This is a genomic window from Caldimonas caldifontis (assembly GCF_002930615.1).
Lineage (GTDB): Bacteria > Pseudomonadota > Gammaproteobacteria > Burkholderiales > Burkholderiaceae_C > Caldimonas > Caldimonas caldifontis.
In genome coordinates, this window is sequence record NZ_PSNX01000004.1 from 86433 (window position 1) to 109489 (window position 23057).

General features: G+C 67.7%; 22 protein-coding genes and 1 riboswitch. Of the genes, 14 read left to right on the plus strand and 8 right to left on the minus strand.

The window, feature by feature from the left end; all coding sequences use genetic code 11:
* Nucleotides 1-80: 80 nt before the first annotated feature.
* The 8 genes from C1704_RS05660 (at nucleotide 81) to ntrC (ending at nucleotide 9849) form a co-directional block, all read left to right on the plus strand.
* A complete protein-coding gene (locus tag C1704_RS05660; RefSeq protein WP_170064635.1) occupies nucleotides 81-2474 on the plus strand; it encodes a hybrid sensor histidine kinase/response regulator in 2394 nt (797 codons plus the stop codon).
* On the plus strand, nucleotides 2474-3043 hold the full coding sequence (locus C1704_RS05665; protein ID WP_104301771.1) for a DUF1415 domain-containing protein: 570 nt from the start codon (nucleotides 2474-2476) through the stop codon (nucleotides 3041-3043). The genes C1704_RS05660 and C1704_RS05665 overlap by 1 nt, the downstream gene beginning before the upstream one ends.
* On the plus strand, nucleotides 3040-3939 hold the full coding sequence (locus C1704_RS05670) for an EI24 domain-containing protein (protein ID WP_245876391.1): 900 nt from the start codon (nucleotides 3040-3042) through the stop codon (nucleotides 3937-3939). The genes C1704_RS05665 and C1704_RS05670 overlap by 4 nt, the downstream gene beginning before the upstream one ends.
* Before the next feature lie 26 nt (nucleotides 3940-3965).
* Complete coding sequence (locus C1704_RS05675) at nucleotides 3966-4781, plus strand: competence/damage-inducible protein A (RefSeq protein WP_104301772.1); 816 nt, start codon at nucleotides 3966-3968, stop codon at nucleotides 4779-4781.
* Nucleotides 4782-5007: 226 nt separating this feature from the next.
* A complete protein-coding gene (glnA, locus tag C1704_RS05680; protein ID WP_104301773.1) occupies nucleotides 5008-6426 on the plus strand; it encodes a type I glutamate--ammonia ligase in 1419 nt (472 codons plus the stop codon).
* A 198-nt stretch (nucleotides 6427-6624) separates the two neighbouring features.
* Nucleotides 6625-7140 (plus strand): hypothetical protein, encoded by a 516-nt coding sequence (locus tag C1704_RS05685; RefSeq protein WP_419186780.1) that lies wholly within the window; start codon nucleotides 6625-6627, stop codon nucleotides 7138-7140.
* 113 nt (nucleotides 7141-7253) lie between these two features.
* Complete coding sequence (gene glnL / locus C1704_RS05690; protein WP_104301998.1) at nucleotides 7254-8279, plus strand: nitrogen regulation protein NR(II); 1026 nt, start codon at nucleotides 7254-7256, stop codon at nucleotides 8277-8279.
* Nucleotides 8280-8340: 61 nt separating this feature from the next.
* Complete coding sequence (gene ntrC / locus C1704_RS05695) at nucleotides 8341-9849, plus strand: nitrogen regulation protein NR(I) (RefSeq protein ID WP_104301775.1); 1509 nt, start codon at nucleotides 8341-8343, stop codon at nucleotides 9847-9849.
* A 21-nt stretch (nucleotides 9850-9870) separates the two neighbouring features.
* Here the strand turns inward: ntrC and C1704_RS05700 are convergent, their stop codons facing one another.
* Together C1704_RS05700 and C1704_RS05705 are read right to left on the minus strand one after the other, a co-directional pair.
* Nucleotides 9871-10635 (minus strand): exodeoxyribonuclease III, encoded by a 765-nt coding sequence (locus C1704_RS05700; protein ID WP_104301776.1) that lies wholly within the window; start codon nucleotides 10633-10635, stop codon nucleotides 9871-9873.
* Between the two features lie 32 nt (nucleotides 10636-10667).
* The gene (locus tag C1704_RS05705) at nucleotides 10668-11174 is read right to left on the minus strand and encodes an Mpo1 family 2-hydroxy fatty acid dioxygenase (RefSeq protein ID WP_104301777.1); all 507 of its coding nucleotides are present in this window, start codon (nucleotides 11172-11174) and stop codon (nucleotides 10668-10670) included.
* 125 nt (nucleotides 11175-11299) lie between these two features.
* Between C1704_RS05705 and C1704_RS05710 the strand changes: the two genes are divergently transcribed.
* The 6 genes from C1704_RS05710 (at nucleotide 11300) to cobN (ending at nucleotide 18354) form a co-directional block, all read left to right on the plus strand.
* Nucleotides 11300-12028 carry a Crp/Fnr family transcriptional regulator gene (locus C1704_RS05710; RefSeq protein ID WP_104301778.1) on the plus strand — a complete coding sequence of 243 codons (729 nt, stop codon included), beginning with the start codon at nucleotides 11300-11302 and terminating at the stop codon, nucleotides 12026-12028.
* Nucleotides 12029-12320: 292 nt separating this feature from the next.
* Complete coding sequence (locus C1704_RS05715) at nucleotides 12321-12662, plus strand: hypothetical protein (RefSeq protein WP_104301779.1); 342 nt, start codon at nucleotides 12321-12323, stop codon at nucleotides 12660-12662.
* Nucleotides 12657-12911, plus strand: a riboswitch (cobalamin riboswitch). Its footprint overlaps the gene before it by 6 nt.
* 70 nt (nucleotides 12912-12981) lie before the next feature.
* A complete protein-coding gene (locus C1704_RS05720) occupies nucleotides 12982-13524 on the plus strand; it encodes a ZrgA family zinc uptake protein (protein WP_104301780.1) in 543 nt (180 codons plus the stop codon).
* An 11-nt stretch (nucleotides 13525-13535) separates the two neighbouring features.
* Nucleotides 13536-14000, plus strand: coding sequence for a hypothetical protein (locus tag C1704_RS05725; RefSeq protein WP_104301781.1), 465 nt, complete (start codon nucleotides 13536-13538; stop codon nucleotides 13998-14000).
* Nucleotides 13997-14323: a DUF2149 domain-containing protein gene (locus tag C1704_RS05730; protein ID WP_104301782.1), complete on the plus strand. Its 327-nt coding sequence runs from the start codon at nucleotides 13997-13999 to the stop codon at nucleotides 14321-14323. Before C1704_RS05725 ends, C1704_RS05730 begins: the two co-directional genes overlap by 4 nt.
* Nucleotides 14320-18354 carry a cobaltochelatase subunit CobN gene (gene cobN / locus C1704_RS05735; protein WP_245876392.1) on the plus strand — a complete coding sequence of 1345 codons (4035 nt, stop codon included), beginning with the start codon at nucleotides 14320-14322 and terminating at the stop codon, nucleotides 18352-18354. Before C1704_RS05730 ends, cobN begins: the two co-directional genes overlap by 4 nt.
* Here cobN and C1704_RS05740 read toward each other — a convergent pair whose 3' ends face one another.
* From C1704_RS05740 to C1704_RS05765, 6 genes are read right to left on the minus strand one after another with little or no spacing between them, the layout of a single operon-like run.
* Entirely contained in the window at nucleotides 18355-18885 is a 531-nt protein-coding gene (locus C1704_RS05740) for a dihydrofolate reductase (protein ID WP_104301783.1), read from the minus strand.
* Between the two features lie 31 nt (nucleotides 18886-18916).
* Nucleotides 18917-19798 (minus strand): DMT family transporter, encoded by an 882-nt coding sequence (locus tag C1704_RS05745; RefSeq protein ID WP_104301784.1) that lies wholly within the window; start codon nucleotides 19796-19798, stop codon nucleotides 18917-18919.
* 10 nt (nucleotides 19799-19808) lie between these two features.
* Nucleotides 19809-20624 carry a thymidylate synthase gene (locus C1704_RS05750; protein WP_419186781.1) on the minus strand — a complete coding sequence of 272 codons (816 nt, stop codon included), beginning with the start codon at nucleotides 20622-20624 and terminating at the stop codon, nucleotides 19809-19811.
* A gap of 1 nt (nucleotide 20625) precedes the next feature.
* Nucleotides 20626-20940, minus strand: a complete 315-nt coding sequence (locus C1704_RS05755) for a CcdB family protein (RefSeq protein WP_104301786.1) — start codon at nucleotides 20938-20940, stop codon at nucleotides 20626-20628.
* A gap of 3 nt (nucleotides 20941-20943) precedes the next feature.
* Nucleotides 20944-21201: a type II toxin-antitoxin system CcdA family antitoxin gene (locus C1704_RS05760; protein WP_245876393.1), complete on the minus strand. Its 258-nt coding sequence runs from the start codon at nucleotides 21199-21201 to the stop codon at nucleotides 20944-20946.
* A 22-nt stretch (nucleotides 21202-21223) separates the two neighbouring features.
* The gene (locus C1704_RS05765) at nucleotides 21224-23041 is read right to left on the minus strand and encodes an ABC transporter transmembrane domain-containing protein (RefSeq protein ID WP_104301787.1); all 1818 of its coding nucleotides are present in this window, start codon (nucleotides 23039-23041) and stop codon (nucleotides 21224-21226) included.
* Nucleotides 23042-23057: the final 16 nt, after the last annotated feature.

Here is a 23057-nt window from a genome sequence, read left to right on the forward strand (position 1 = left end):
TTGTGACCGACCTTCCCGAGCCGTCCCCCGATTCTCAGGCCGCCCTTCCCGGCGGGGCCTGCCAGTCGGTGACGCCTGCCTTGCTTGCTGCCGCGCTGCAGCGCAGCGCCGCCTATGCGCTGGTGTCCGATGCAGCCGGGCAGGTGATCTGGTTCAACGACAGCTGGGCTCGGTCTCCTGCAATCGGTCTGTTGCGTGGCCACCCCTGGTGGCTGTGGCTCACCTCCTTCGGCCACGCCGCGCCCCAGCCGCATGTGCAGGCAGCGCTCGCGGCACGGGAGCCGTTCACCGCCGAACTCGAGCTGCGCCTGGCGGACGGGCGCCCATGGTGGCGTCGGGTGGACGCGACTCCGCTGATCGAGGAGGGCCGCTTCGCAGGCTACCTTGCCATTGCGTCCGACATCACGGCGCTCAAGCAGGCCGAGGACGCCCAGCGCGCCACCGCAGCGCGCTACCGGCGCGTCATGGAGAGCACCCAGGACGGCATCTGGGAGCGCAACCTGCGCACCAACCAGAGCTGGTATTCCCCTCGCTACAAGGAGATCATGGGCTTTGCCGACCACGAGCTGCCCAATGATCGCAACGTGATGAATGCCCGCATCCATCCGGATGACATGGAGACTTTCACCGTGCCCTACGAGCGTGCGTTGCGCGAGGGCGGACAGTGGCAGTACCGGGTGAGGGTGCTGCACCGCGATGGCAGCTGGCGGTGGCTGCGGTGTCGGGCGCGCGCCTGGCCCGATGAGACGGGCAAGCCGGCCATCCTGGCGGGGGCCGTGACCGACGTGACCGACGAGGTGGAGGCGACGGAGGCGCTGCGCACCCATCGCAGCCAGCTCGAGGCGCTGGTGCAGGAGCGCACCGCGCGGCTCGAGGCCGCGCGCGCGGAGGCTGAGCGGGCCAACCGGGCGAAGTCGCTGTTCCTTGCGAACATGAGCCACGAGATCCGCACCCCCCTCAATGGGATCATGGGCATGACCGACCTCGCGTGGCGTGCGGCCACGACGGCCACCCAGCGGCGCTACCTCGAACTGGCGAAGTCTTCCGGAGCGACCCTGCTGGCCATCATCGACGACATCCTGGACTTCGCCAAGGCAGAAGCCGGCAAGCTCAGCCTGAACGACGTGGAGTTCGACATCGGCGAACTGATGGCCGTGACGGTGCGCTCGCTCTGGCCTGTGGCACACGAGCGGGGGTTGGCCCTGTTCTTCGATTGCTCGGGCGGCGACCTGCGGGTCGTCGGCGACCCCGTGCGGGTGCGACAGATCGTCACCAATCTGCTGTCCAATGCCCTCAAGTTCACCGTGGCGGGCGAGGTCCGCCTTCACGTGGACGTGACCCGGTCGGCGACGGCCGGCGGTGGTGTGCGCATCGAGGTGACCGACACCGGCATGGGCATGGACGAGCACACCCTGGAGCGGGTGTTCCACCCCTTCGAGCAGGGCGATTCGTCCGTGTCGCGCACGGTGGGAGGCACAGGCCTGGGCTTGTCCATCGTGCGCAGCCTGTGTGAACTGATGGGGGGAACGGTGCAGGCCCGCAGCACGCCGGGTCAGGGCTCCACGTTCGAGGTCGTGCTGCCTCTGCGGGCGGCGCCGGCAGAAGGGTCTGAAGCTCCGAGCGAGCCACAGGCCGGTGGAGCCTGGGCCTGGGTTGTGGGTGGGGCCCGTGGCGACCCGCTGCCGGCGCGCCTTTCCCGCCTGGGCTGGCAGGTTAGGCGCTTCGCAACGCTGGACGAAGCCCTGTTGCACACCGACGGCATGACCCTGCCGCGCCTGGTGGTGTTCAGCGAACATGACTGCCCGCCGCCATCACGACTGCAGGCCTTGCGCGACCAACTGCCGCCTTCATGCGACATCGTCGTGCAGGTGCCCCCGCACGGCGGTGAAGACCATGGCGCAATCAGCCCCGAACAAGGCCAGGCGCTGGGGCTCAAGGTGTACATCGCCCCGCTGAGCCCTGGCGATCTGTACCAGCTCACCCTCAGCCACCGCTCCACGGCGGCGCCGCCGGTGGAGCGGCCTGCCAACGCGATGGCCCTCCCGCTGATGCAGTGGCAGGGGGCGCGCTTCCTGGTGGTGGAAGACAACATCGTGAACCAGCTGCTGGCCGAAGAGATGCTGCGCCTGCTCGGCTTCGAGGTGGATGTGGTGCCCGGGGGGCAGGAGGCCCTGGACTTCTGTGCCCGCCAGCCGCCGGATGCCGTGCTGATGGACGTGCAGATGCCCGGGCTCGATGGGCTGGAGACCACGCGCCGGCTGCGGCGCGCGCAGGTGGCCGGGGAGTTGCCGGTGTTTCCCATCATTGCTGCCACGGCCCATGCAAGCGAGGCCGATCGCCGTGCCTGCCTGCTCGCCGGCATGGACGGGTATATTGCCAAGCCGCTCGACCTGCGGGCCATGCGCTCGGAAATCCGCCGGGTGCTCCGGCATGCGTCGGGCGACGACAGTGACAGCCCCGAGACCCGCTACTGATGCCCTCCCATCCGCCGACCGCCGACACCGTGATCGCGCACACCCGCCGCTGGCTGGAGCGCGCCGTGATCGGGCTGAACCTGTGCCCCTTCGCCAAGGCGGTGCACGCCAAGGGCCAGATCCGCTGGGTGGTCAGCACGGCCACGACACCCGCGCAGCTGCTGGAGGAACTGCGCGCGGAACTGCTGCATCTTGCGCACGCCGATCCGGCGGCGGTGGACACCACGCTGCTGATCCACCCGCAGGTGCTCGGCGACTTCCTCGACTTCAACGACTTCCTTGGTGACGCGCAGGCCTTGGTGGAAGACCTCGATCTCGAAGGCGTGCTGCAGGTGGCCAGCTTCCACCCCGACTTCCAGTTCGGCGACGCCGAGGCCGACGACATCACCAATGCCACCAACCGCTCGCCCTACCCGACGCTGCACCTGCTGCGCGAGGACAGCATCGAGCGTGCGGTGGCCGCCTTCCCTGACCCGGCCTTCATCTACGAGGCCAACATGGCCACGCTGCGTCGCCTGGGCCCCGAGGGATGGGCGCGGCTGATGGACGACGAAGACACCGCATCATGACCCTGCTGCTCGATGCCTTCTGGCGTGCCCTGGCCTACTGCCTGCATCCGCGGGTGATCCTGCTGTCCCTGGCGCCGCTGGTGCTCACGGCCGGTCTGTGCTTCGTGCTGGGCTGGTTCTACTGGGAGACAGCGGTGGACGCGGTCGATGCCTGGCTGCGCAACTGGGCCCTGATCAACTCCTTCACGCTGTGGCTGGAATCGATGGGCGCCACGGGGCTGAGGGCGGTGATGGCGCCGCTCGTCGTGGTGGCCCTGGCCGTGCCGGTGATCGTGGTGGTGTCGCTCATGGCCGTCTCGGCCTTGATGACGCCGGCGCTCGTGCGCTTGGTGAGCGCGCGCCGTTTTCCCCGGCTGGCCCGCCGTGAGGGGGAGTCCTTCTGGCGCTCGATGCTGTGGATGCTGGGGCACACGGCCGTGGCCCTGGTGGCGCTGGTCATCAGCCTGCCGCTGTGGCTCATTCCGCCGTTGGCGCTGGTCCTGCCCCCGCTCATCTGGGGCTGGCTCACCTACCGCGTGATGGCCTTCGACGCCCTGGCCGATCATGCCGAGCGGGCAGAGCGCCGGGCGCTGCTGCGTCAGCACCGCTGGCCGCTGCTGGGCATGGGCTTGCTGTGTGGTTACCTCGGAGCCGCACCGGCGCTGCTGTGGGCGTTGGGAGCGGTGGCTTTCATCCTGGCACCACTGCTGATGGTGGTGTCGGTGTGGCTCTACACCCTCGTGTTCGCGTTCTCGTCGCTATGGTTCACCCACTATGCCCTGGCAGCGCTGGAGCGATGGCGCAGCCAGCAGGAAGGTCAGATCCTGCCGCCGGACGAGCCTGCGGCGCCACCCGAACAGGCGCTGCGAGCGACCGAAATGCTCGAAGCTCCCCCCACCCCGGGCTCACCGTCGTGAGCGGTGGCCCAGCGACCTGATCGACCATGGACTTCGGACTCATCATCGTCGGCGACGAAATCCTCTCCGGCAAACGCCAGGACAAGCACCTGCCCAAGCTGGTGGAGTTGCTGTCGGAGCGGGGCCTGGCACTGCGCTGGGCGCGCTATGTGGGTGACGACCCGCAACGCCTGGAGGCTGCCTTGAAGGAAGCCTTCGCCAGCGGCGACGTGGTGTTCTCGTGCGGGGGCATCGGCGCCACCCCCGACGACCACACCCGTCAATGCGCGGCGCGCGCCCTGGGGGTTCCGCTGGCCCTGCACCCGCAGGCCAAGGCGCTGATCGAGGAGCGCATGCGCGACGTCGCGCGCGAACAGGGGCAGCCCTATGAGCCGGACCGGCCCGACAACGTGCACCGCCTGAACATGGGCGTCTTCCCGGAAGGGGCCTCCATCATTCCCAACCCCTACAACAAGATCCCCGGGTTCTCGGTGGGGCATGTCCACTTCGTGCCCGGCTTTCCGGTGATGGCCTGGCCGATGATGGAATGGGTGCTCGACGAGCGCTACCGCACGCTCTTCCATGCCCGGCCGCACGAGGAGCGCTCGGTCATCGTCTTTGGCGCGATGGAGGCCCGACTCACGCCGCTGATGGAAACCCTGGAAGCGCGCTTTCCGGACGTGAAGGTCTTCAGCCTGCCCAGCGTCGATCACCCCCAGTATGGTCGCCACATCGAACTGGGGGTGAAGGGCCCCCCCGCCGTCGTCACCGCTGCCTACGCCGAGTTGCTGGCAGGGTTGCGTGCAGAGGGGCAGAGTCTGGGCCCCGAGATGGTGCGAGGGTCCGCTGCCGGTCGCCCTTGAATGGTGCGGTTGAACGCACTACAGTGGTGCAAATACCCGTCGGGCACCCATCGAGCCCCCACCGAGCCGGGTGAGACGGCGCCTCGGCGTCATCTCGGCGCACGTCAGGCTTGCGCGTGCACCGGAATGTGTCAGAGCTGGCACGCTTTCTGCTAAATTGCCCTCGCCCGGTTGGCATCAGCCAGCCATCCATTCCCCTGACAAACCATCCCCCTAGGAGCTCTTGATGGCCAACAAGACCGTCGCCGACGTGATGAAGATGGTGAAGGAGAACGAAGTCAAGTTCGTCGACTTCCGTTTCACCGACACCCGCGGCAAGGAACAGCACGTCAGCGTGCCCATTTCCGCCTTCGATGAGGACAAGTTCACGTCGGGTCACGCCTTCGACGGTTCTTCGATTGCCGGCTGGAAGGGTATCGAAGCGTCGGACATGCTGCTGATGCCCGACCCCAACACGGCCAACATCGATCCGTTCTTCGAAGAGCCCACCCTCTTCATGAGCTGCGACGTGATCGAGCCGGGCGACGGCAAGCCCTACGAGCGCGATCCCCGCTCCTTGGCCAAGCGTGCCGAGGCCTACCTGAAGTCCTCGGGCATCGGTGACGCGGCCTACTTCGGCCCGGAGCCCGAATTCTTCATCTTCGACAGCATCCGCTGGAACGTCGACATGTCCGGCTGCTTCGTGAAGATCGAATCGGAAGAAGCCGCCTGGAACACCGGCAAGGAATACGAGCACGGCAACACCGGCTACCGTCCTACCGTCAAGGGCGGCTACTTCCCCGTCCCCCCGGTCGATTCGGGCCAGGATCTGCGCTCCGAGATGTGCCTGCTGCTCGAGCAGATGGGCATCCCGGTGGAAGTGCATCACCACGAGGTGGCCAACGCCGGCCAGATGGAGATCGGCACGAAGTTCAGCACGCTGGTCCAGCGCGCTGACTGGCTGCAACTGCAGAAGTACATCATCCAGAACGTGGCCCACGCCTACGGCAAGACGGCCACCTTCATGCCCAAGCCCATCGTGGGCGACAACGGGTCGGGCATGCACGTGCACCAGTCCGTGTGGAAGGATGGCAAGAACCTGTTCGCCGGCGACGGCTACGGTGGCCTGTCCGAGTTTGCGCTGTACTACATCGGCGGCATCATCAAGCACGCCCGTGCCTTGAACGCCATCACGAACCCCACCACCAACAGCTACAAGCGCCTGGTGCCGGGCTTCGAGGCGCCGGTGAAGCTGGCCTATTCCAGCCGCAACCGCTCGGCCTCCATCCGCATCCCCTACGTGGCCAACCCGAAGGGCCGCCGCATCGAGGCGCGTTTCCCCGATCCCATGGCCAACCCCTACCTGGCGTTTTCGGCCTTGCTGATGGCCGGCCTGGATGGCGTGGAAAACAAGATCCATCCGGGTGAGGCCGCCACGAAGGATCTCTACCACCTGCCGCCCGAGGAAGACGCGAAGATCCCGACCGTCTGCCACAGCCTCGACCAGGCGCTGGAGTACCTCGACCAGGATCGTGCCTTCCTGACCAAGGGGGGCGTGTTCACCGACGCCTACATCGATGCCTATATCGAACTGAAGATGGCCGAGGTGACCCGCTTCCGCATGACCACCCACCCGGTGGAATTCGACATGTACTACAGCCTGTAAGGCTTTTGATGGCGCCGCGAGGGCGCCACACAGGAGGCAAAGGGTGGCAAATGCCACCCTTTGTTGCTTTCCGGCCTGTGGCGGCTGGACCATCGTGGCGCATATGGCCGATACTGGCGGCATGACGGCCTTGGCTCGTCAGTGAACCCTTGCGCACTGCGGGGGTCTACGAAGATTGGTGTGTACTTCTTGCCTTCCATGTCCCGAGCCCCCACCCTGAGTTCCCTGGCGATGCTCGCCTGCCTGCTGGCCAGCGGATCCACCTGGGCCCAGACCGTCTATCGTTGCCCGGGCAATCACTTCACGAACTCACTCACACCCAAGGAGGCGGAAGCCAAGGGGTGCCGGGTCGTCGAAGGCGGGAATGTCACCATCGTCGAGACGCGCCGGCCCACGCCTGCGGCCCGGCCCGCCGGGACGCAGGCAGCGCCCGCTTCGGCCCCCGCTGGGAGCCGGGTGGACCCGAACGAGCAACGCGCGCGCGACAGCGATGCGCGCCGCATTCTCGAAGCGGAACTGCGTCGCGAGGAAGAGGCTCTGGCGGCGCTGCGCAAGGAATACAACAACGGCGAACCCGAGCGTCGGGGTGACGAGCGCAATTACCAGAAATACCTCGACCGCGTGGCCAACCTGCAGGCCGAGATCGCCCGCAAGGAAGCCGACATCACCTCCATCCGCCGCGAGCTGGCGCGCCTGCCGGCCGCAGCGCCCTGAGCCTCGGCGCAGGGCGGGTGGTGGTCCCCCCGACTTCTTCCGGGCCTGCCGAGGGCGCCGACGACGCGCCGGCCACGCCTTCGGGCTTCGCGGCCTTCGATCACCTGGCCACGATGGTGGCCCTGGTGCGCACCGACGGCAGCTGCCGCTTCGTGAACGCCGCCTTCGAGACCGTGCTCGGCCTGTCCCGGCGCAGCATGCTGCGCGGCTCGCTGTTCGACTGGTTCACCGAACCCGACATCGTGGCCGACACGGTCGTGGCTGTGGCCCGCAACGAGTTTTCCATCAGCCGCTTCGAGGCCCAGCTGCGCCGCCCGCCGGGCGCCACCGGCACCGACCTGCTGCCGGTGCACGTCATCGTGACCCAGACGGACGAGCCCGAGCAGGTGCTGGTGGAACTGGTGGAGATCGAGCAGCAGACGCGGCAGGACCGTGAGGAGCGGGCGCTCGACCAGGCCCAGGCCACCAAGGAGCTGATCCGCAACCTGGCCCATGAGATCAAGAACCCGCTGGGCGGTATCCGCGGGGCGGCGCAGCTGTTGCAGATGGAGGTCGAGTCCCGAGAGCTGACCGAGTACACCCAGGTCATCATCCACGAGGCCGACCGACTGCAGGCCCTGGTCGATCGGCTGCTGGCCCCCCATCGCAAACCGCATGTGGTGGGCGACGTGAACGTGCACGAGGTCTGCGAGCGGGTGCGTTCGCTCATCCTGGCCGAGTTCCCTCGCGGCCTGAAGATCCAGCGCGACTACGACATCTCCATTCCCGAGTTCCGCGGCGACCGCGAGCAACTCATCCAGGCCGTGCTCAACATCGCCCACAACGCGGCCCAGGCCCTCACGCCACGCATCGCAGCGGGCGATGCCTGCATCGTGCTGCGCACCCGCATCGCCCGACAGGTGACACTCGGTAAACAGCGGTATCGTCTGGCATTGGAATTGCATATCCAGGACAACGGCCCGGGCGTGCCCGAGTCGATCCGCGATCGCATCTTCTTCCCGCTGGTGTCGGGGCGCGATGGCGGGTCGGGCTTGGGGCTCACGCTGGCGCAGACCTTCGTGCAGCAGCACCATGGCACGATCGAATGCGAAAGCGAGCCCGGAAACACGGATTTCAAGATCCTGATCCCCCTGCCCTGAGCGATCCTCCGGGTGGGGCTCAGGCCGAAAGTCCACAGGCGAGGACGACAGGCAGCAGCCCATGAAACCCATCTGGATCGTTGACGACGACCAATCCATCCGCTTCGTGCTGGAAAAGGCCCTGGCCCGCGAGGACCTTCCGGTGCGCAGCTTCACCAATCCGCGCGACGTGCTCGCGGCGCTCGACGACGACGAGCCGCAGGTGCTGGTGTCCGACATCCGCATGCCCGGGGGCTCGGGCATCGACCTGCTGGCCCAGGTCAAGGAGCGTCATCCGGGGCTGCCGGTCATCATCATGACGGCCTTCTCCGACCTGGACAGCGCCGTCTCGGCCTTCCAGGGCGGGGCCTTCGAGTACCTGCCCAAGCCTTTCGACCTGCCCAAGGCGGTGGAGCTGATTCGCCGTGCAGTGGACGAAAGCCTGCGCGAGGAGGTGCGCGACGAGCGCCTGGCGCAGATGCCCGAGATGCTGGGCCAGGCGCCGGCCATGCAGGATGTCTTCCGCGCCATCGGCCGGCTGAGCCAGAGCAACGTGACGGTGCTCATCACCGGCGAGAGCGGGTCGGGCAAGGAACTGGTCGCCCGCGCCCTGCACAAGCACAGCCCGCGCGCCAGCGGCCCCTTCGTGGCCATCAACACCGCGGCCATCCCGAAGGACCTGCTGGAGAGCGAACTCTTCGGCCATGAGCGTGGCGCCTTCACCGGCGCACAGACCACACGTCGCGGCCGCTTCGAGCAGGCCGACGGTGGCACCCTCTTTCTCGACGAGATCGGCGACATGCCCTTCGACCTGCAGACGCGCCTGCTGCGCGTGCTCAGCGACGGGCAGTTCTACCGCGTGGGCGGCCACAACCCCATGCGTGCCAACGTGCGGGTCATCGCCGCCACCCACCAGAACCTGGAAGACCGGGTGAAGCAGGGGGTGTTCCGCGAAGACCTCTTCCATCGCCTCAACGTGATCCGCCTGCGCCTGCCGCCACTGCGCGAGCGGCGCGAGGACATTGCCTCGCTGGCGCGCTTCTTCCTGCAAAAGAGCGCGAAGGAACTGGGGGTGGAGGCCAAGCGCATCTCCGATTCGGCGCTCGCACGGCTGGTGTCCTTTGACTATCCCGGCAACGTGCGCCAGCTCGAGAACGTGTGCCACTGGCTGACCGTGATGGCCCCGGCCCAGGTCATCGAGGACAAGGATCTGCCGCCTGAGCTGCTGGGCGAGGCCACGCTGTCGCCCAAGCCGCCGGTGTCGGTGACCCCACCACAGATGCCGGCGCCCGATGTTCCGGGAACCACGCCCGGGGTGGACCCGACGGCGGCCGTGCATCCCGTGTTGGACGCGACTGCGCGGCCGGCGGCCACGGGCGACTGGCTCAAGGATCTCGAGCGGGAGGCGCGCCAGCTGCTCGACGCGGGTCAGCCCGACGTGTGGGACACCCTGACCCGGCGCTTCGAGGCCCAGCTCATCCACACGGCCCTGGAGCTCACAAGGGGGCGCCGCATCGAGGCCGCGCAGAAGCTGGGCATCGGGCGCAACACCATCACCCGCAAGATCCAGGAGCTTGGCCTCGACGACTGAGGCCCATGCGCGACCCGGCCGTCAGGAGATCACGGCGACCACCGGCGCGTGGTCGCTGGGGCGCTCGTTCTTGCGAGGGGCCTTGTCGATGGTGCATGAAGTGACCGATGCCTTCAGCGCCTCGCTGACCAGGATGTGGTCGATGCGCAGGCCCTGGTTCTTGCGGAAGGCGAGGTTGCGGTAGTCCCACCACGTCCAGCTTTTCTCAGGCTGCTCGAAGAGCCGGAAGGCATCGTGCAGCCCCAGCGCCAGCAGCAGGCGAAACTGCTCGCGCTCCTCGGGCGTGCAGTGGATCTGGCCGGCCCAGGCGATGGGGTCGTACACGTCGCGGTCCTCGGGGGCGACGTTGTAGTCGCCCATCAGCACCAGCTTCGGGTGGCGGGCCAGTTCGTCACGCACCCAGTCGCGCAGTGAACGCATCCACTGCATCTTGTACTCGAACTTGTCGGTGCCCGGGGCCTGGCCGTTGGGAAAGTAGGCGCCAATCACGCGCAGCTCGCCCACCGTGCCGGCGATCACACGCGCCTGCTCGTCGGCAAACCCCGGGATGTTGCGCACCACATCCACGGCGGGCGCCTTGCTCAGCAGGGCCACGCCGTTGTACGTCTTCTGGCCGAACCACTGCGCCGCATAGCCCGCCTGTGCAAAGTCGGCGTGCGGGAACTTGTCGTCGGTGAGCTTGGTTTCCTGCAGCACCACCACCTCCGGCTGGTGCTGGCTCAGCCAGTCCAGCACCTGGGGCAGGCGCACGGCCAGGGAGTTGACGTTCCAGGTGGCGACTTGCATCTTGAACCAGGGGAGGACACGGGACGCCGAGTTTAGACGCTGCGCACCGGGCCGCAGCGGGCCTCGATGGCCGCTTGGACCTCCGGGCGCAGGCCCAGGGTGAAGCCGGCTTCGGCCACCACGAAAAGCGGGCCGATGATCAAGCCCATCAGGTCGTCCACGAAGGCAGGCTTGCGGCCTTCGAAGTAGTGGCCGATGAACTGCAGGATCCAGCCCACCACGAAGAGGCCGACGCCGGTGGCCAGCCAGGTCGCGGTGGCACCCGCCGCGGCGCCGTGCGCGAAGGCCACCGACAGCGCGAGAAGCACGCCCATGACCACGCCGTAGCGCAGGTCCAGCCGCAGGTAATACAGCGTGGTGAGGGCCGCCACGAGCGGGGCCGGGGAGACCGCAAGACCGCCCAGCGTCACGGTGGGACGGGCCAGAAGCACGGTCACCGCCACCACGATCATCGGGATCCCGACGAAGTGGGTGAGGATGTTGCGCCGGTCGCGGTGGTAGGCGCCGTACTGGGCCAGCTGGTCGACAAGGGTCTTCATCGGGGTCTCCTGGGGTGATGTGGATCAAGGCCCCGCATCTTCGGCCGACGCAGCCGCCGGGACTGTCGGCCAGCCGACGTTTGGCTGTCGTGGCGGCCGGGCTCTGGAATACTCGGGGCCTGACCATGGCCGAGGATCCGCGCCCCGATACCTACCGCGCCCTGCTGGAGCGCGGGCGCTGGTTCGCGTCGCTGCCGGCCGCGCACCGGGACGCGTTGCTGGCCCACGCCGTGCTGCGCCGCCTGCCGGCCGGGGCGATGCTGTTCCGCCGCGGCGACGACAACGCCGGCCTGTATTGCGTGCTCGAGGGCGCGGTGCGCATTGGTGCGGCGGCGGTCGGCGACCGGGAGGCCATGCTCAGTGTGCTGGAGTCGCCACAGTGGTTCGGCGAGATCGCCTGCCTGGATGGCGGGCCGCGCACCCACGATGCGCAGGCGCTGTCATCGGCCGCCGTGCTGCTGGTGCCCCGACCGGCGCTCGAACGCCTCGCCGCCCAGGACCCCTTGTGGTGGCGCTTCCTCGGCCAGTTGCTGGCCGAGAAGGTGAGGGCGCTTTTCGCCGGCCTGGAGGACCTGACCCAGCTCGGTGCCGCGGCGCGCATCGCGCGGCGGCTGCTGGGGCTGTCGCAGGGCCACGGCATGCTGGCCGAGGGCCTCGCGCACCGCACGGTGCCGGTGAACCAGGAGCAGCTGGGGGCCATGCTGTCGCTGTCGCGCCAGACCGTGAGCGAGGTGCTGCGCGACTTCGAGGCGCGTGGCTGGGTCCGGCGCCACTACCGTGCGGTGGAGCTGCTGGATTGGCAGGCCCTGGCGCAGGCTGTCACAAACGGCCGGGCTGGCCCGTCTGAGGGTTGAACCCCCCCCGCGTGGAGCCCCATGGATCAGCCGACGGAGCTGCTGATCGTGGAGTCAAAAAAATGCCTGGCTACCAGGTGGGCCGAACCCACCTTTGGCTGGCCAAAACGATCAAGGGCCGCAGCCCCGGATCGCCCCACGATGACCGGCGTCTGGGCCCTGCAAGCGGCAGGGCGATGACTTGACCGCAGTATAAACACAAATGAGAATCGTTTGCAAATAATCCATGATCCCATGATGACGCAGGGCCGCCCCGGCGCTTCGGGGCCTGATGGACAGAGGAGTGTCAGCCATGGTCGAGGTGGGAACACTGGCGCAGGAGCACCGCGCTCTTGTGGCGTTATACGGGCAGGTGCAAACACGCTGCAGCGTGCAACTGCGGCAACAGGCCGCGCAGATCAAGAGTCTGCAGGCAGAGGTCGTGCGCCTGCGCGCAGCATTGATCGTTCGGCAGACCGCGTTGGCATGGGCGCGCGAAGACCAGCGCATGCTGGATGCTGCGCTGTCGGGCCTGCGCAGGCGCATGGAGTTGAGCCGCCGCCTGGAAGTGCTGGTCGAGCGTGTGCAGGGCTGCGTGTCGGAACGTGTGCGCGGCTTCTGGACCCCTGCGGATCGGCCCAGCTCAAGCTGCTAGGATGTAGGAGTTGGTGCTCGCGGCGCGGCTCACGTGTCGCAGTTCAACGGGAAGCTGGGGGATGAGGGCCTGCAGGCCCAGTCTAACCAGCGCTGCCCCCGCAACGGTAAGTGGACGAAGGACGCGCATCTCACCGCGCTCTTCCGCTTTCATCCTGCAAGCCACTGGTGATGTGTCGTCTGCATCACTGGGAAGGCGATGAAGGTTGCTTCCACCAGCCCGGATACCGGCCAACAAGGTGGCTCGGCGGTGACGCCGGGTCGTGAGGCTCATGCACCGTCGGGGAAGGCGGTGAGAGCGGTCTTCACCGTGGATTGCCATGTCTGAATTTCTCTCGCGCACGAGCGTCGCGCCGCGCCTGCGTGCCTGTGTTGCGCTGGTCGGTGCCAGCCTCATCTTCGTATCGGCCGCGCAGGCCCATGGTTCCCACAGCCATGGACATGGCGCCGTGCGGCTGATGATGGAAGGCGCCATCCTCTCAGCCACCTTCGACGTCCCGCTGGAGTCCTTCCTCGGCTACGACTACCCGCCGCAGGGGGCGGCCCAGGAGGAGGTATGGAGAGCTTTCACGAGAAGGCTCCAGAACCCGTCGAGCTGGCTGCAGCCGACGGCTGAAGCCAGCTGCCAGGCTGTGCGACACGAGGTTCATCCCGATCCGGCGACGTTGGATGCTAAGGCCGACATCCCCAACATCGTCTACCGCGCTGAGTTTCGCTGCGACCGACCCGAGGCCCTGAACGCGGTGTCCTTCACGGCATTTTTCGACCATCCGGGGTTGAAGCAACTGCGCGTGCAACTGGTGTCACCCAAGGGGCGCAAGACCGTGACCGTACGCCCTCGCTTTCCGGCGCTGACATTCTGAAGGGGGGGACCATGCTGGAGCTGGGTTTTCTGCACATCGTGCAGTGGTTGCTCACGCCGGTGCTGCTGCTGCTGGCGCTGGCCTTTGCCTATGCGCTGTGGATGTCGGGCGTGGTGATGATCGAGGCTTGGCAGCGCCGGCGCGTGCCGGGCTTCTCCCTGCTGCACGGGGTGGAATCGCTCACGCTGGAGGAGCTGGAACTGCAGGCCCTGGGGCGGATGGAGCCGCTGCGCCTGCTCAGCCGGGTCACCCCTATGCTAGGGCTGATTGCCACAATGATCCCGCTGGGGCCGGCCCTTCAGGAGGTGGCCAATGGACAGGGACAAGCCGCACTGTCGGTGTTCAGCGGTGCCTTCGCCGGTGTGGTGCTGGCGCTCACGGCGGCTTCGTTGGGCTTGGTGCTCTACTCGGCTCGTCGCCGCTGGCTGCTGGCCGAGTTGCTGGCGGTCCAGCGGGCGCGTGGGGGGAGGGCATGACCCTGAGACATCTCAAGGGGGTCGACGAGGAAGACGATGATCCGATGCTCTCGGCCATCAACCTCGTCGATGTGTTTCTGGTGTTGGTGGTAGCTCTCATGATCGCGGTCAGCGCGGTGCACCCGGGGGCGCCACTGGCTGACATCCAAGGGGTGGGGGAGATCGTGGTGCGCGAGGGCGAGCGTGAGGTGCGCCTGAAAGGCACGGGCACCCCAGGGGAAGGCGAGGGGGTGCGGGCGGGGGTGGCGTATCGCTTGCGCGACGGCAGCATCGTCTATGTGCCCGAGCAGGCTTCGGCTGCTTCAGGGGAGCCGGCTCGGTGAAAGCCCTGCGTGCCTGTCGTTGGGCCGTGATGCTGGTGGCCGGACTGATGTGGAGCTTGGTGCAGGCGCGCACGCTGCTGTGGGTTACGCTGGATGTCACGCCGGCCTCGCGCACAGCGCTGGTGGAGCGCATCGCCATGGAGCAAGGCTGGCAGGTGCACTGGCTCGACCATCCGTTGCAGGAGGAGCCGGCTTTGGTGACTGCCCGTCGTGAGGCCATGACTGCGGCTTTGTCCCGCGCGGACATGGTGTGGATCGATGCGCCGCATGTGACGGTGCACGCGAGGATTCAGCGGCAGTTCGGCGATTTGTTCGAGGCATACGATCGAAAGAAGCCTAACCGCGTGGTGTGGATTCTTCCGCCTGGTGTAGCGCTTGCCGACTCAGGCGGCGATGGGCTCGCACGCATGGTCACCTACCTGCGCGCCGGTGGCGCGGCCAACCTGCGCCACGCGATGCGTCTTGCCGAGGCCTGGGTAGCCTCCGGGCATTCGCAGGAGGCATTGGCCGCACTGGATCTGCCGCCGCCACAGGCCTGGCCCTCGAGCGGGATCTACCATCCTCGCGCCAGCGGCATCGTGCAGGATATCGCCGCCTTGCAACGAGTGATGCCTGAGATGCAGGGGCGTTCGTCCGTGGCGCTGTTGGTGCATCGGCATCACTTCATCGATGGGCAGACCGACTGGCTGGACCAGTGGCTGCAACTCTTCGAGGCCCAGGGCCTGTTCGCTTACGCCGTCTTCGGCCAGCAGCTTGATGCGCAGGGCTTGCGCGACTTGCTCCAAGCGGCACCACCGCGCGTGCTGGTGCTGCATCAGATCAGCTCTCATTCGGCAGCGTTGCAATCGTTGTTTCAGGAATGGTCTGCACCGGTGTTGGCTACTCAACCCTATCGGCATGGCGACACGGCTGCCTGGGAAGCCGACCCCACTGGCTTGAAGCTCGCCGATGCGCCCTTCTATCTGGTGCAGCCCGAAGCCGCCGGGGCCATTGACCCCGTGGTGGTGACCGCACACGCCGACCGCGGCCGTCGCGTCGAGTTGATCGAGCGCCAGGCCCGCTCGGTGGTGGGCAAGGCCCGACGACTCATCGCACTGAACGACACGCCCGCTGCCCACAAGCAACTTGTGGCTATGGTCTACAACTACCCGCCAGGTGGCAGCAACTTCGGAGCTTCTTTCCTGAACGTGCCGCGCAGCCTGGAGATGGTGAGCGGCCGTCTGGCCGAGGCGGGCTACGACGTGCCCATCACACGGGAAGCCGAATGGATCGCGGGCCTGCGCCCGCTGATGCGCGCCTACTACCCCGGAGCGGACCTGACGGCGATGTTGCGCAACGATCAGGCGGCTGCATTGCCGGTGAAGGACTATCTGGGCTGGTGGCGCACGCTGCCCGAGGCAGTGCGTGAGCGCATCGCCGCACGCTGGGGTGAGCCGTCTGAGAGTCGTTACGTGGTGGACTGGCAGGGAGAGCCGGTGTTCGTGATCCCGCGCTTGCAGCGTGGCCGACTGGCGGTGTTGCCGCAGCCTCCCCGCGAAGAGACGCTGCGCCATGGCCAGAATCCTTTCATGCACCGCAGCCGCGAGCCGGTATCGCATCACTACCTGGCGGTGTACCTGTGGGCCCAGCGTGCCCATGCGCTGATCCATTTTGGCACCCATGGCACCCAGGAGTGGGCGCCGGGCAAGTCGCGCGGGCTGGACGTGCTCGACGATGCGATGCTTCCGCTGGGCGATGTGCCCGTGGTCTATCCCTATATCGTCGACAACCTGGGGGAGGCCCTTACCGCCAAACGCCGCGGCCGCGCACTGCTGGTGAGCCACCGCACGCCGGTGCTTGCCACCACGGGTTTGTCGCCAACGATGGCGTTGCTGCACGAACTGATGCACGACTGGGCCATGGCCGACCAAGGTCCGACGAAGCGGCAGATCGGCGAGCAACTGGTGGCCTTGATCGTCGAAGCCCGTCTGCACCATGACCTGAAGTGGACGGTCGAACAAGTGCGGGACCGGCTGGAGGAATTCCTGGAAGTGCTGCACCCCTGGCTGGACCAGATCGCTCACAGTAGCCAGCCGCGCGGGCTGGCCGTGTTTGGGCAAGCGCCCGATGAAGCTGCGCGGCGCCTGATGGTTTTACAGGCATTGCGCACACCGTTGCTCGACGCCCTGGGTGAGGACGTGGATGAGACCTTCCTCATCGATCACCGCCAGGTGGAAGCTTCGCGCCCGATGCGCTGGCTGGAGGTAGCCCTGAGCGATGTGCAGGCGGCCAGTGCACTGGATCTGCGCCCGACCCAGGCCGAGACGGCCGTGCCCAATCGCGCAGCCGTGCATGCCATCGATCGCGAGGCCTTGCGGCGGCTGGCTGAGCAAGCACAGGCTCTAGACCGCATCTATGCCGCCGAGAACGAGATCAATGGACTGCTGGCGGCCTTGGAAGGGCGCTTCGTGCCTGCTGCCTATGGGGGCGATCCGCTGCGCAACCCCGACAGCCTGCCCACTGGGCGCAACCTTACGGGTCTGGACCCGAGCCGCCTGCCCACACGCCAGGCCTACACCATGGCGCAACTGTTGTTCGATCAGTGGCTTGCGCAATGGCGCAAGTCGCACCCCGGCCGACCACCTCAGCGACTGGCCTTGTCACTGTGGGCCGGCGAAACACTGCGCCACCATGGCATCATGGAAGCGCAAGCGCTGGTCGCTTTGGGCGTGCGCCCGGTGTGGGATACCGCCGGGCGGCCCACGCGTGTGGAGCTTGTGCCGGCCGCAGAACTGGGGCGCCCGCGTGTGGATGTGCTGCTCAGCGTCACCGGTTCCTACCGCGACCAGTTCCCGGCGCTGATGGCGCTCGTCGATGAGGCGGTGGCCCTGGTGAGCCGAGCCGAACCGCAAGGTGTGGTGGCCCGCCACAGCCGCGAGGTGGCCGCGGAACTCGTCCGCCAGGGCGTGGCCCAGGAACAGGCGCAGCGGCTGGGACGTGCCCGTGTCTTCGGCAATGCCGTGGGCGACTATGGCACCGGCCTCAGCGAGGCCGTGCAGGACGACCGCCTGCGCCCGCACGACGAACGTCTGGGCGATCTGTTCTTGCACCGTATGGGCCACCCCTACCTTGAGGGGCTGCCGCTGGAGGATGTCGATGAAGCCGTGGGTGCCCTCGCGCTGGGCGCCCAGTTGCGCCGCACCGACGCGGCGATGCTGTCGCGTAGCTCGCACCTCTACGGCATGGTGAGCTCGGATGACCCTTTCCAGTACCTGGGTGGCCTGGCCGCTGCGGCCCGCCGGGTCGGGCGCGCTGACGCGCTGCTGCTCTTTGTCAGCCAGTTGCACAACGCCGATGAACCCTATGCGCAGACCGCGACAGAGAGCGTGGCGCAGGAGATGCAGTCTCGCTACTTGCATCCCGGTTGGGTGGCGGCACAGAAGGACGAGGGGTATGCCGGCACATTGCAAGTGCTCAAGGCGGTGCAGTTCACCTGGGGCTGGCAAAGTGTGGTGGACGACGTGGTGCGTGCCGACCATTGGCAGAGCCTGCATGAGGTGTATGTGAAGGACCGCCTGGGCCTGGGTGTGGGCGAGTGGCTGCGCAGCCATCCGCAAGCCTATGCGCAAGTGGTGGAACGCCTGATCCAGGCCCAGCGCCACGGCCACTGGGCGCCGGATGCCGCCACGCAGCGCGAACTGGCCAGGCTCTACCGCGACCTGACGCAGGAGGCTCCGCTCGCGCAGGAACTGGCGAGCGTGCGCATGTGGGTAGACCATACCTTGGCTTCGGCGGCTGCCGAGGCGTCGAGGGGCCAGCCCCTCGCGCAGGACACCGTTCAGATACCGCCCGTCCTTGAATCAGGCGCTGAGCCCAGCCCTGCGCCCCCACCGGCCGCCCCCAACCCCTGGGTGCCGGTGCGGGGCGAACGCCTGCAACCGGCACCTGCGCAGCAGGCCGACGCCCTGCTGGCCGCTATGGCGCTGATGCTGGTGCTGGCCCTGGTCCTGGGAGGAGCGGTGGACCAATGGCGGCGCGGCGCCAGACCGTGATCAGGGTTCGTCCGGCACCGGCGGCGCTCGCCGCTGGTAGGTCACGAAGTGGTAGTCCCAGCCTTCGGGCGAGGTGTGCGTTTCGCGTGACACCACGGCGAAGGCTGAGCGGTCCCACGGTGGGAAGTAGGTGTCGCCCTCGAAGTCGTGGTCGATCTCGGTGAGCACCAGCTCGTCGGCCCAGGGCAGGGCTTCGGCATAGACCTGGGCGCCGCCGATCACATAGACCTTGGTGGCGTGCTTGAGCAGCTCCAGCGCAGCCTCGAAGGACGGTGCTTCCTCGATGCCCGGTGCTTCCCAGTGGATGTTGCGGGTGATGACCACATTGCGCCGCCCTGGCAGGGGCTTGCCGATGGAGTCGTAGGTCTTGCGGCCCATCAGCACCGGGCAGCCCATGGTCGTGCGCTTGAAATGCTGCAGGTCTTCGGGCAGATGCCACACGAGCTGGTTGTTGCGGCCGATCACACCATTGCGCGCCACGGCGGCGATGAGGGCGATCTGCGGGCGGTCCGGCGGAAGGGCTTGGCTCATGCCTGCATTGTGGCGCGAGCCGGGCCGGTCGTCATCGCACGGGCACGCGACGTGGTAACAAGGCGCTGGCGATGGCCACCACGATCAGCACCGCCGCGGCCAGGTCCTGCCAGTGCGGCACCTCGCCCACGATGAAGGTGGCCGAGCCGGTGCCGATCAGCGGCACGGCCATGATGGAAAACGCGCTGGCCGCGGGCGGCAGGTTGCGCGCCATGCCGAACCAGATGATCTGCGCAAAGCCGTAGTTGATGGTGGCGCCCCACACCAGCGACCACCACATCGGCGCGCTGAACTGCCACGTGGGGGCCGGCTCCATCAGCGGGGCGATGACCCAGAAGAGGACGGAGCCCATCAGCATCATCCACACGGTGAGCGCTTCGGTCGGCACGGTGCTCTTGGTGCGGCGCATCAGCACGGTGCCCAGGGCCCAGCTGAAGGCGGCGATCTGCATCCACACAATGCCCACGGGCCGGCCGGCCAGGGCGGTGAACTCCTGCGCCACGAGCAGGCCCACGGCAGCGGCACCGCATACCACGCTGAGAAAGACCCGTGGGCTGAGGCGCTCGCCGAACAGCAGGGCGGCAATCAGCACCGTCCAGATCGGCATCGTGAAACCCAGGATGGCCGCGCGGCCCGAGGCCAGCTCCTGCACGCCCAGGATCGAGAAGAGGTGCCAGCCGAGGATGTTGGGCAGCGCGAGCCAGGCGATGCGCGCGAATTCGCCCGGGGGCAGCGCAAAGCGCACGCCACGCCAGCGGTAGAAGGCCAGCAGCAGCAAGGCGCCACCGGTCATCGTGACCGCACGGAAGTACAGCGGGGACAGTTCGCGCAGCGAGAACTTCATCATCGGCCAGTTCAGCCCCCACATCAGCGTGAGCAGCACCAGCGCGCCGAGCTGGCGGCGGGTCAGCATGGTGGCAGGCTCAGACGGCGACAGGGGCCTTGATGGCGGGGTGGTGCTGGTAGTCGAGCACCTCGAAATCCTCGTACTCGTAGCCGAAGATGGAGTCGGGCCGGCGCTTGATGTTCAGCACAGGGTAGGGATGCGGCGTGCGTGAGAGCTGCAGCTCGACCTGCTCGAAGTGGTTGTTGTAGATGTGGCAGTCGCCGCCCGTCCAGATGAAGTCGCCCACGCCCAGATCACACTGCTGGGCCAGCATGTGGGTGAGCAGGGCGTAGCTGGCGATGTTGAAGGGCACGCCCAGGAAGATGTCGGCGCTGCGCTGGTAGAGCTGGCAGCTGAGTTTGCCTTCGGCCACGTAGAACTGGAAGAAGGCGTGGCAGGGCATCAGGGCCATCTTCGACAGCTCGGCCACGTTCCAGGCGCTCACGATGATGCGGCGCGAGTCGGGGTTGGTCTTGAGCTGCTGCACCACCTCGGCGATCTGGTCGATGTGGCCACCGTCGGGCGTAGGCCACGAGCGCCACTGCACACCGTACACCGGCCCGAGATCGCCATCCTCGCGCGCCCATTCGTCCCAGATGGTGACGCCGCGCTCCTGCAGCCAGCGCACGTTGCTGTCGCCGCGCAGGAACCACAGCAGTTCCAGGATGATGCTCTTCAAGTGCACCTTCTTGGTGGTGACCAGCGGGAAGCCTTCGTTCAGGTCGAAGCGCATCTGGTGACCGAACACGCTGCGCGTGCCGGTGCCGGTGCGGTCGGTCTTGGCCACGCCGTGCGTGTAGACGTGGCGCATGAAGTCTTCGTACTGCGAGCGGATCGGGCGGGGGAAGGTCACGTCAATAGGCTCCGAACAGCGCATCGAGCGCATTCTGGATCGCCAGGCGGTGTTCGCCCAGGTTGGCCAGGGGTTTCTTGAGTTCCGTGCAGGCAATGGCGCCGAGCGCCGCGGTGTCGAGCACGATGCGCTCGCCGGAGACGTCCAGCACCGGGTTGAGGTCGCGCGCCGGCGGGCCGAAAGCGGACTCTCGCCTCAGCGGGATCACCACCCGGGTGGCCAGGGCGCTGATGAAGTCGTTCTGCACGTCCAGCAGGTAAGGCGTGTGTTTGCGCTCGCCCGGCTCAGGGTTGGCGTAGACATCGAAGCGGGCCACGACTCAACGGCCCTTGGCGAAACTGCGGTAGCGCGCCAGCGGCAGCCCTTCGCGGGCGATGCGGTCGTTGTAGGCGTCGATGGCAGCGCGGTTCTCTTCGTTCCATCGCTCCCAGTAGCGGCGGCGCACTTCTGCCGCCAGCAACTCATCGACCGTCTGCGACAGGTTCAGCCCCAGGTCGCGGGCGGCATCCAGCACCTTGGCGTTCAGGCTGAGGTTGGTGGGCCGCTTGGGGGCATCATCGAAACGAAGCATCGTCATCCCCATGAATCATGCGCATGATTCATGCGCTCTCGAATTGTAGCGCCGCGAGCTGGGCGTACAGCCCGCCGCGTGCCACCAGCTCGCCATGCGTGCCGGTCTCGACGATGCGCCCGTGCTCCATCACGACGATGCGGTCGGCACGCTGCACGGTGGCCAGGCGGTGGGCGATGACCAGGGTGGTGCGGTTGGCCATCGCGGCCTCCAGGGCCGCCTGCACCATGCGTTCGCTTTCGGCGTCGAGCGCGCTGGTGGCCTCATCGAGCAGCAGCAGCGGCGGGTTCTTCAGGATGGCCCGGGCGATGGACAGGCGCTGGCGCTGTCCGCCGGACAGCCGCACGCCGCGCTCGCCCAGGAAGCTGGCATAGCCTTCGGGCAGGGCGCGGATGAAGCCGTCGGCATGGGCCGCCTTCGCGGCGGCGATGACCTCGTCGTCGCTTGCGCCGGGGCGGCCGTAGCGGATGTTGTCCATCGCGCTGGCCGAGAAGATCACGCTGTCCTGCGGCACGATGCCGATGCGCGATCGCAATTCGGCCAACGAGGCCTCGCGAACGTCCACGCCGTCGATCTCGATGCGGCCCTGCTGGACGTCGTAGAAGCGCAGCAGCAGCTGGAAGACCGTGCTCTTGCCGGCGCCGCTGGGGCCCACCAGGGCCACGGTCTCGCCGGGGCGCACGTCCAGCGTGACGTCGTCCAGCGCCAGCGTCCGCGGCCGCGAGGGGTAGTGGAAGCGAACACCCATCAGGCGCACCGAGGAGCCGCCCTGCGTGGGTGGCAGTACCACCGGACGGGCCGGGTCGGCGATCGGCGAGCGCGTGGCCAGCAGCTCCATCAGGCGCTCGGTGGCGCCGGCGGCGCGCAGCAGGTCGCCCCACACCTCCGACAGCACGGCCACCGAGCCGATGAGGATCGTGACCAGCACGACCGTCTGCGCCAAATGGCCGGGGCTGATGTGGCCCTCGAGCACCGCGCGCGTGCCGGCGTAGAGCGACCACAGCAGCGCACCGAAGTTGGCGATGATCACGAAGGCCACGAGCAGCGCGCGCATGCGGGTGCGGCGCACGGCCGTGCCGAAGGCGCGCTCGGTGGCCTGGCTGAAGCGCTCGCGCTCGCGGTCCTCGGCGGTGTAGCTCTGCACCACCGGCATGGCGTTGAGCACCTCGCCGGCGATCGCGCTGGTGTCGGCCACGCGGTCCTGGCTGGCGCGGGAGAGCTTGCGCACGCGCCGCCCGATGATCAGCGCCGGCAGCAGGGCCAGCAGCATGATGCCCAGCACATAGCTCATCACCTGCGGGTTGGTGATCACCAGCATCACCAGCGCGCCCAGGCCCATCACGGTGTTGCGCAGGCCCATCGACAGGCTGGAGCCGACCACCGTCTGCACCAGCGTGGTGTCGGTGGTCAGGCGCGAGAGCACCTCGCCGGTCTGCGTGGTCTCGAAGAATTCCGGGCTTTGCCTCAGCACGTGGCCGTAGACCGCGGTGCGCAGGTCGGCGGTGATGCGCTCGCCCAGCCAGCTCACCATGTAGAAACGTGCGGCCGAGAAGACGCCCAGGCCCACGCCCACCACGAAGAGCCAGGCGAAGTGCTCGCGCAGCGCCACCAGGCGTTCGCCCGGCTCGGCGCCGACGAGGCCCTGGTCGATGAGCGCACGCAGCACCCAGGGAAAGGCCAGCATCGTGAGGGCTGCCAGCACCAGGAACAGACCGGCCAGCGCGATGGGCACGGCATAGGGCCGCACGAAGGGACCCAGGCCACGCAGGCCGGCGACGGACCGGGCTTTGGCCGGCTCGTCGCTGCGCAGCGGCAACGGCGTGGAGGCAACGGGGGTGGACGACATGGGGCGAGTGTAGGCG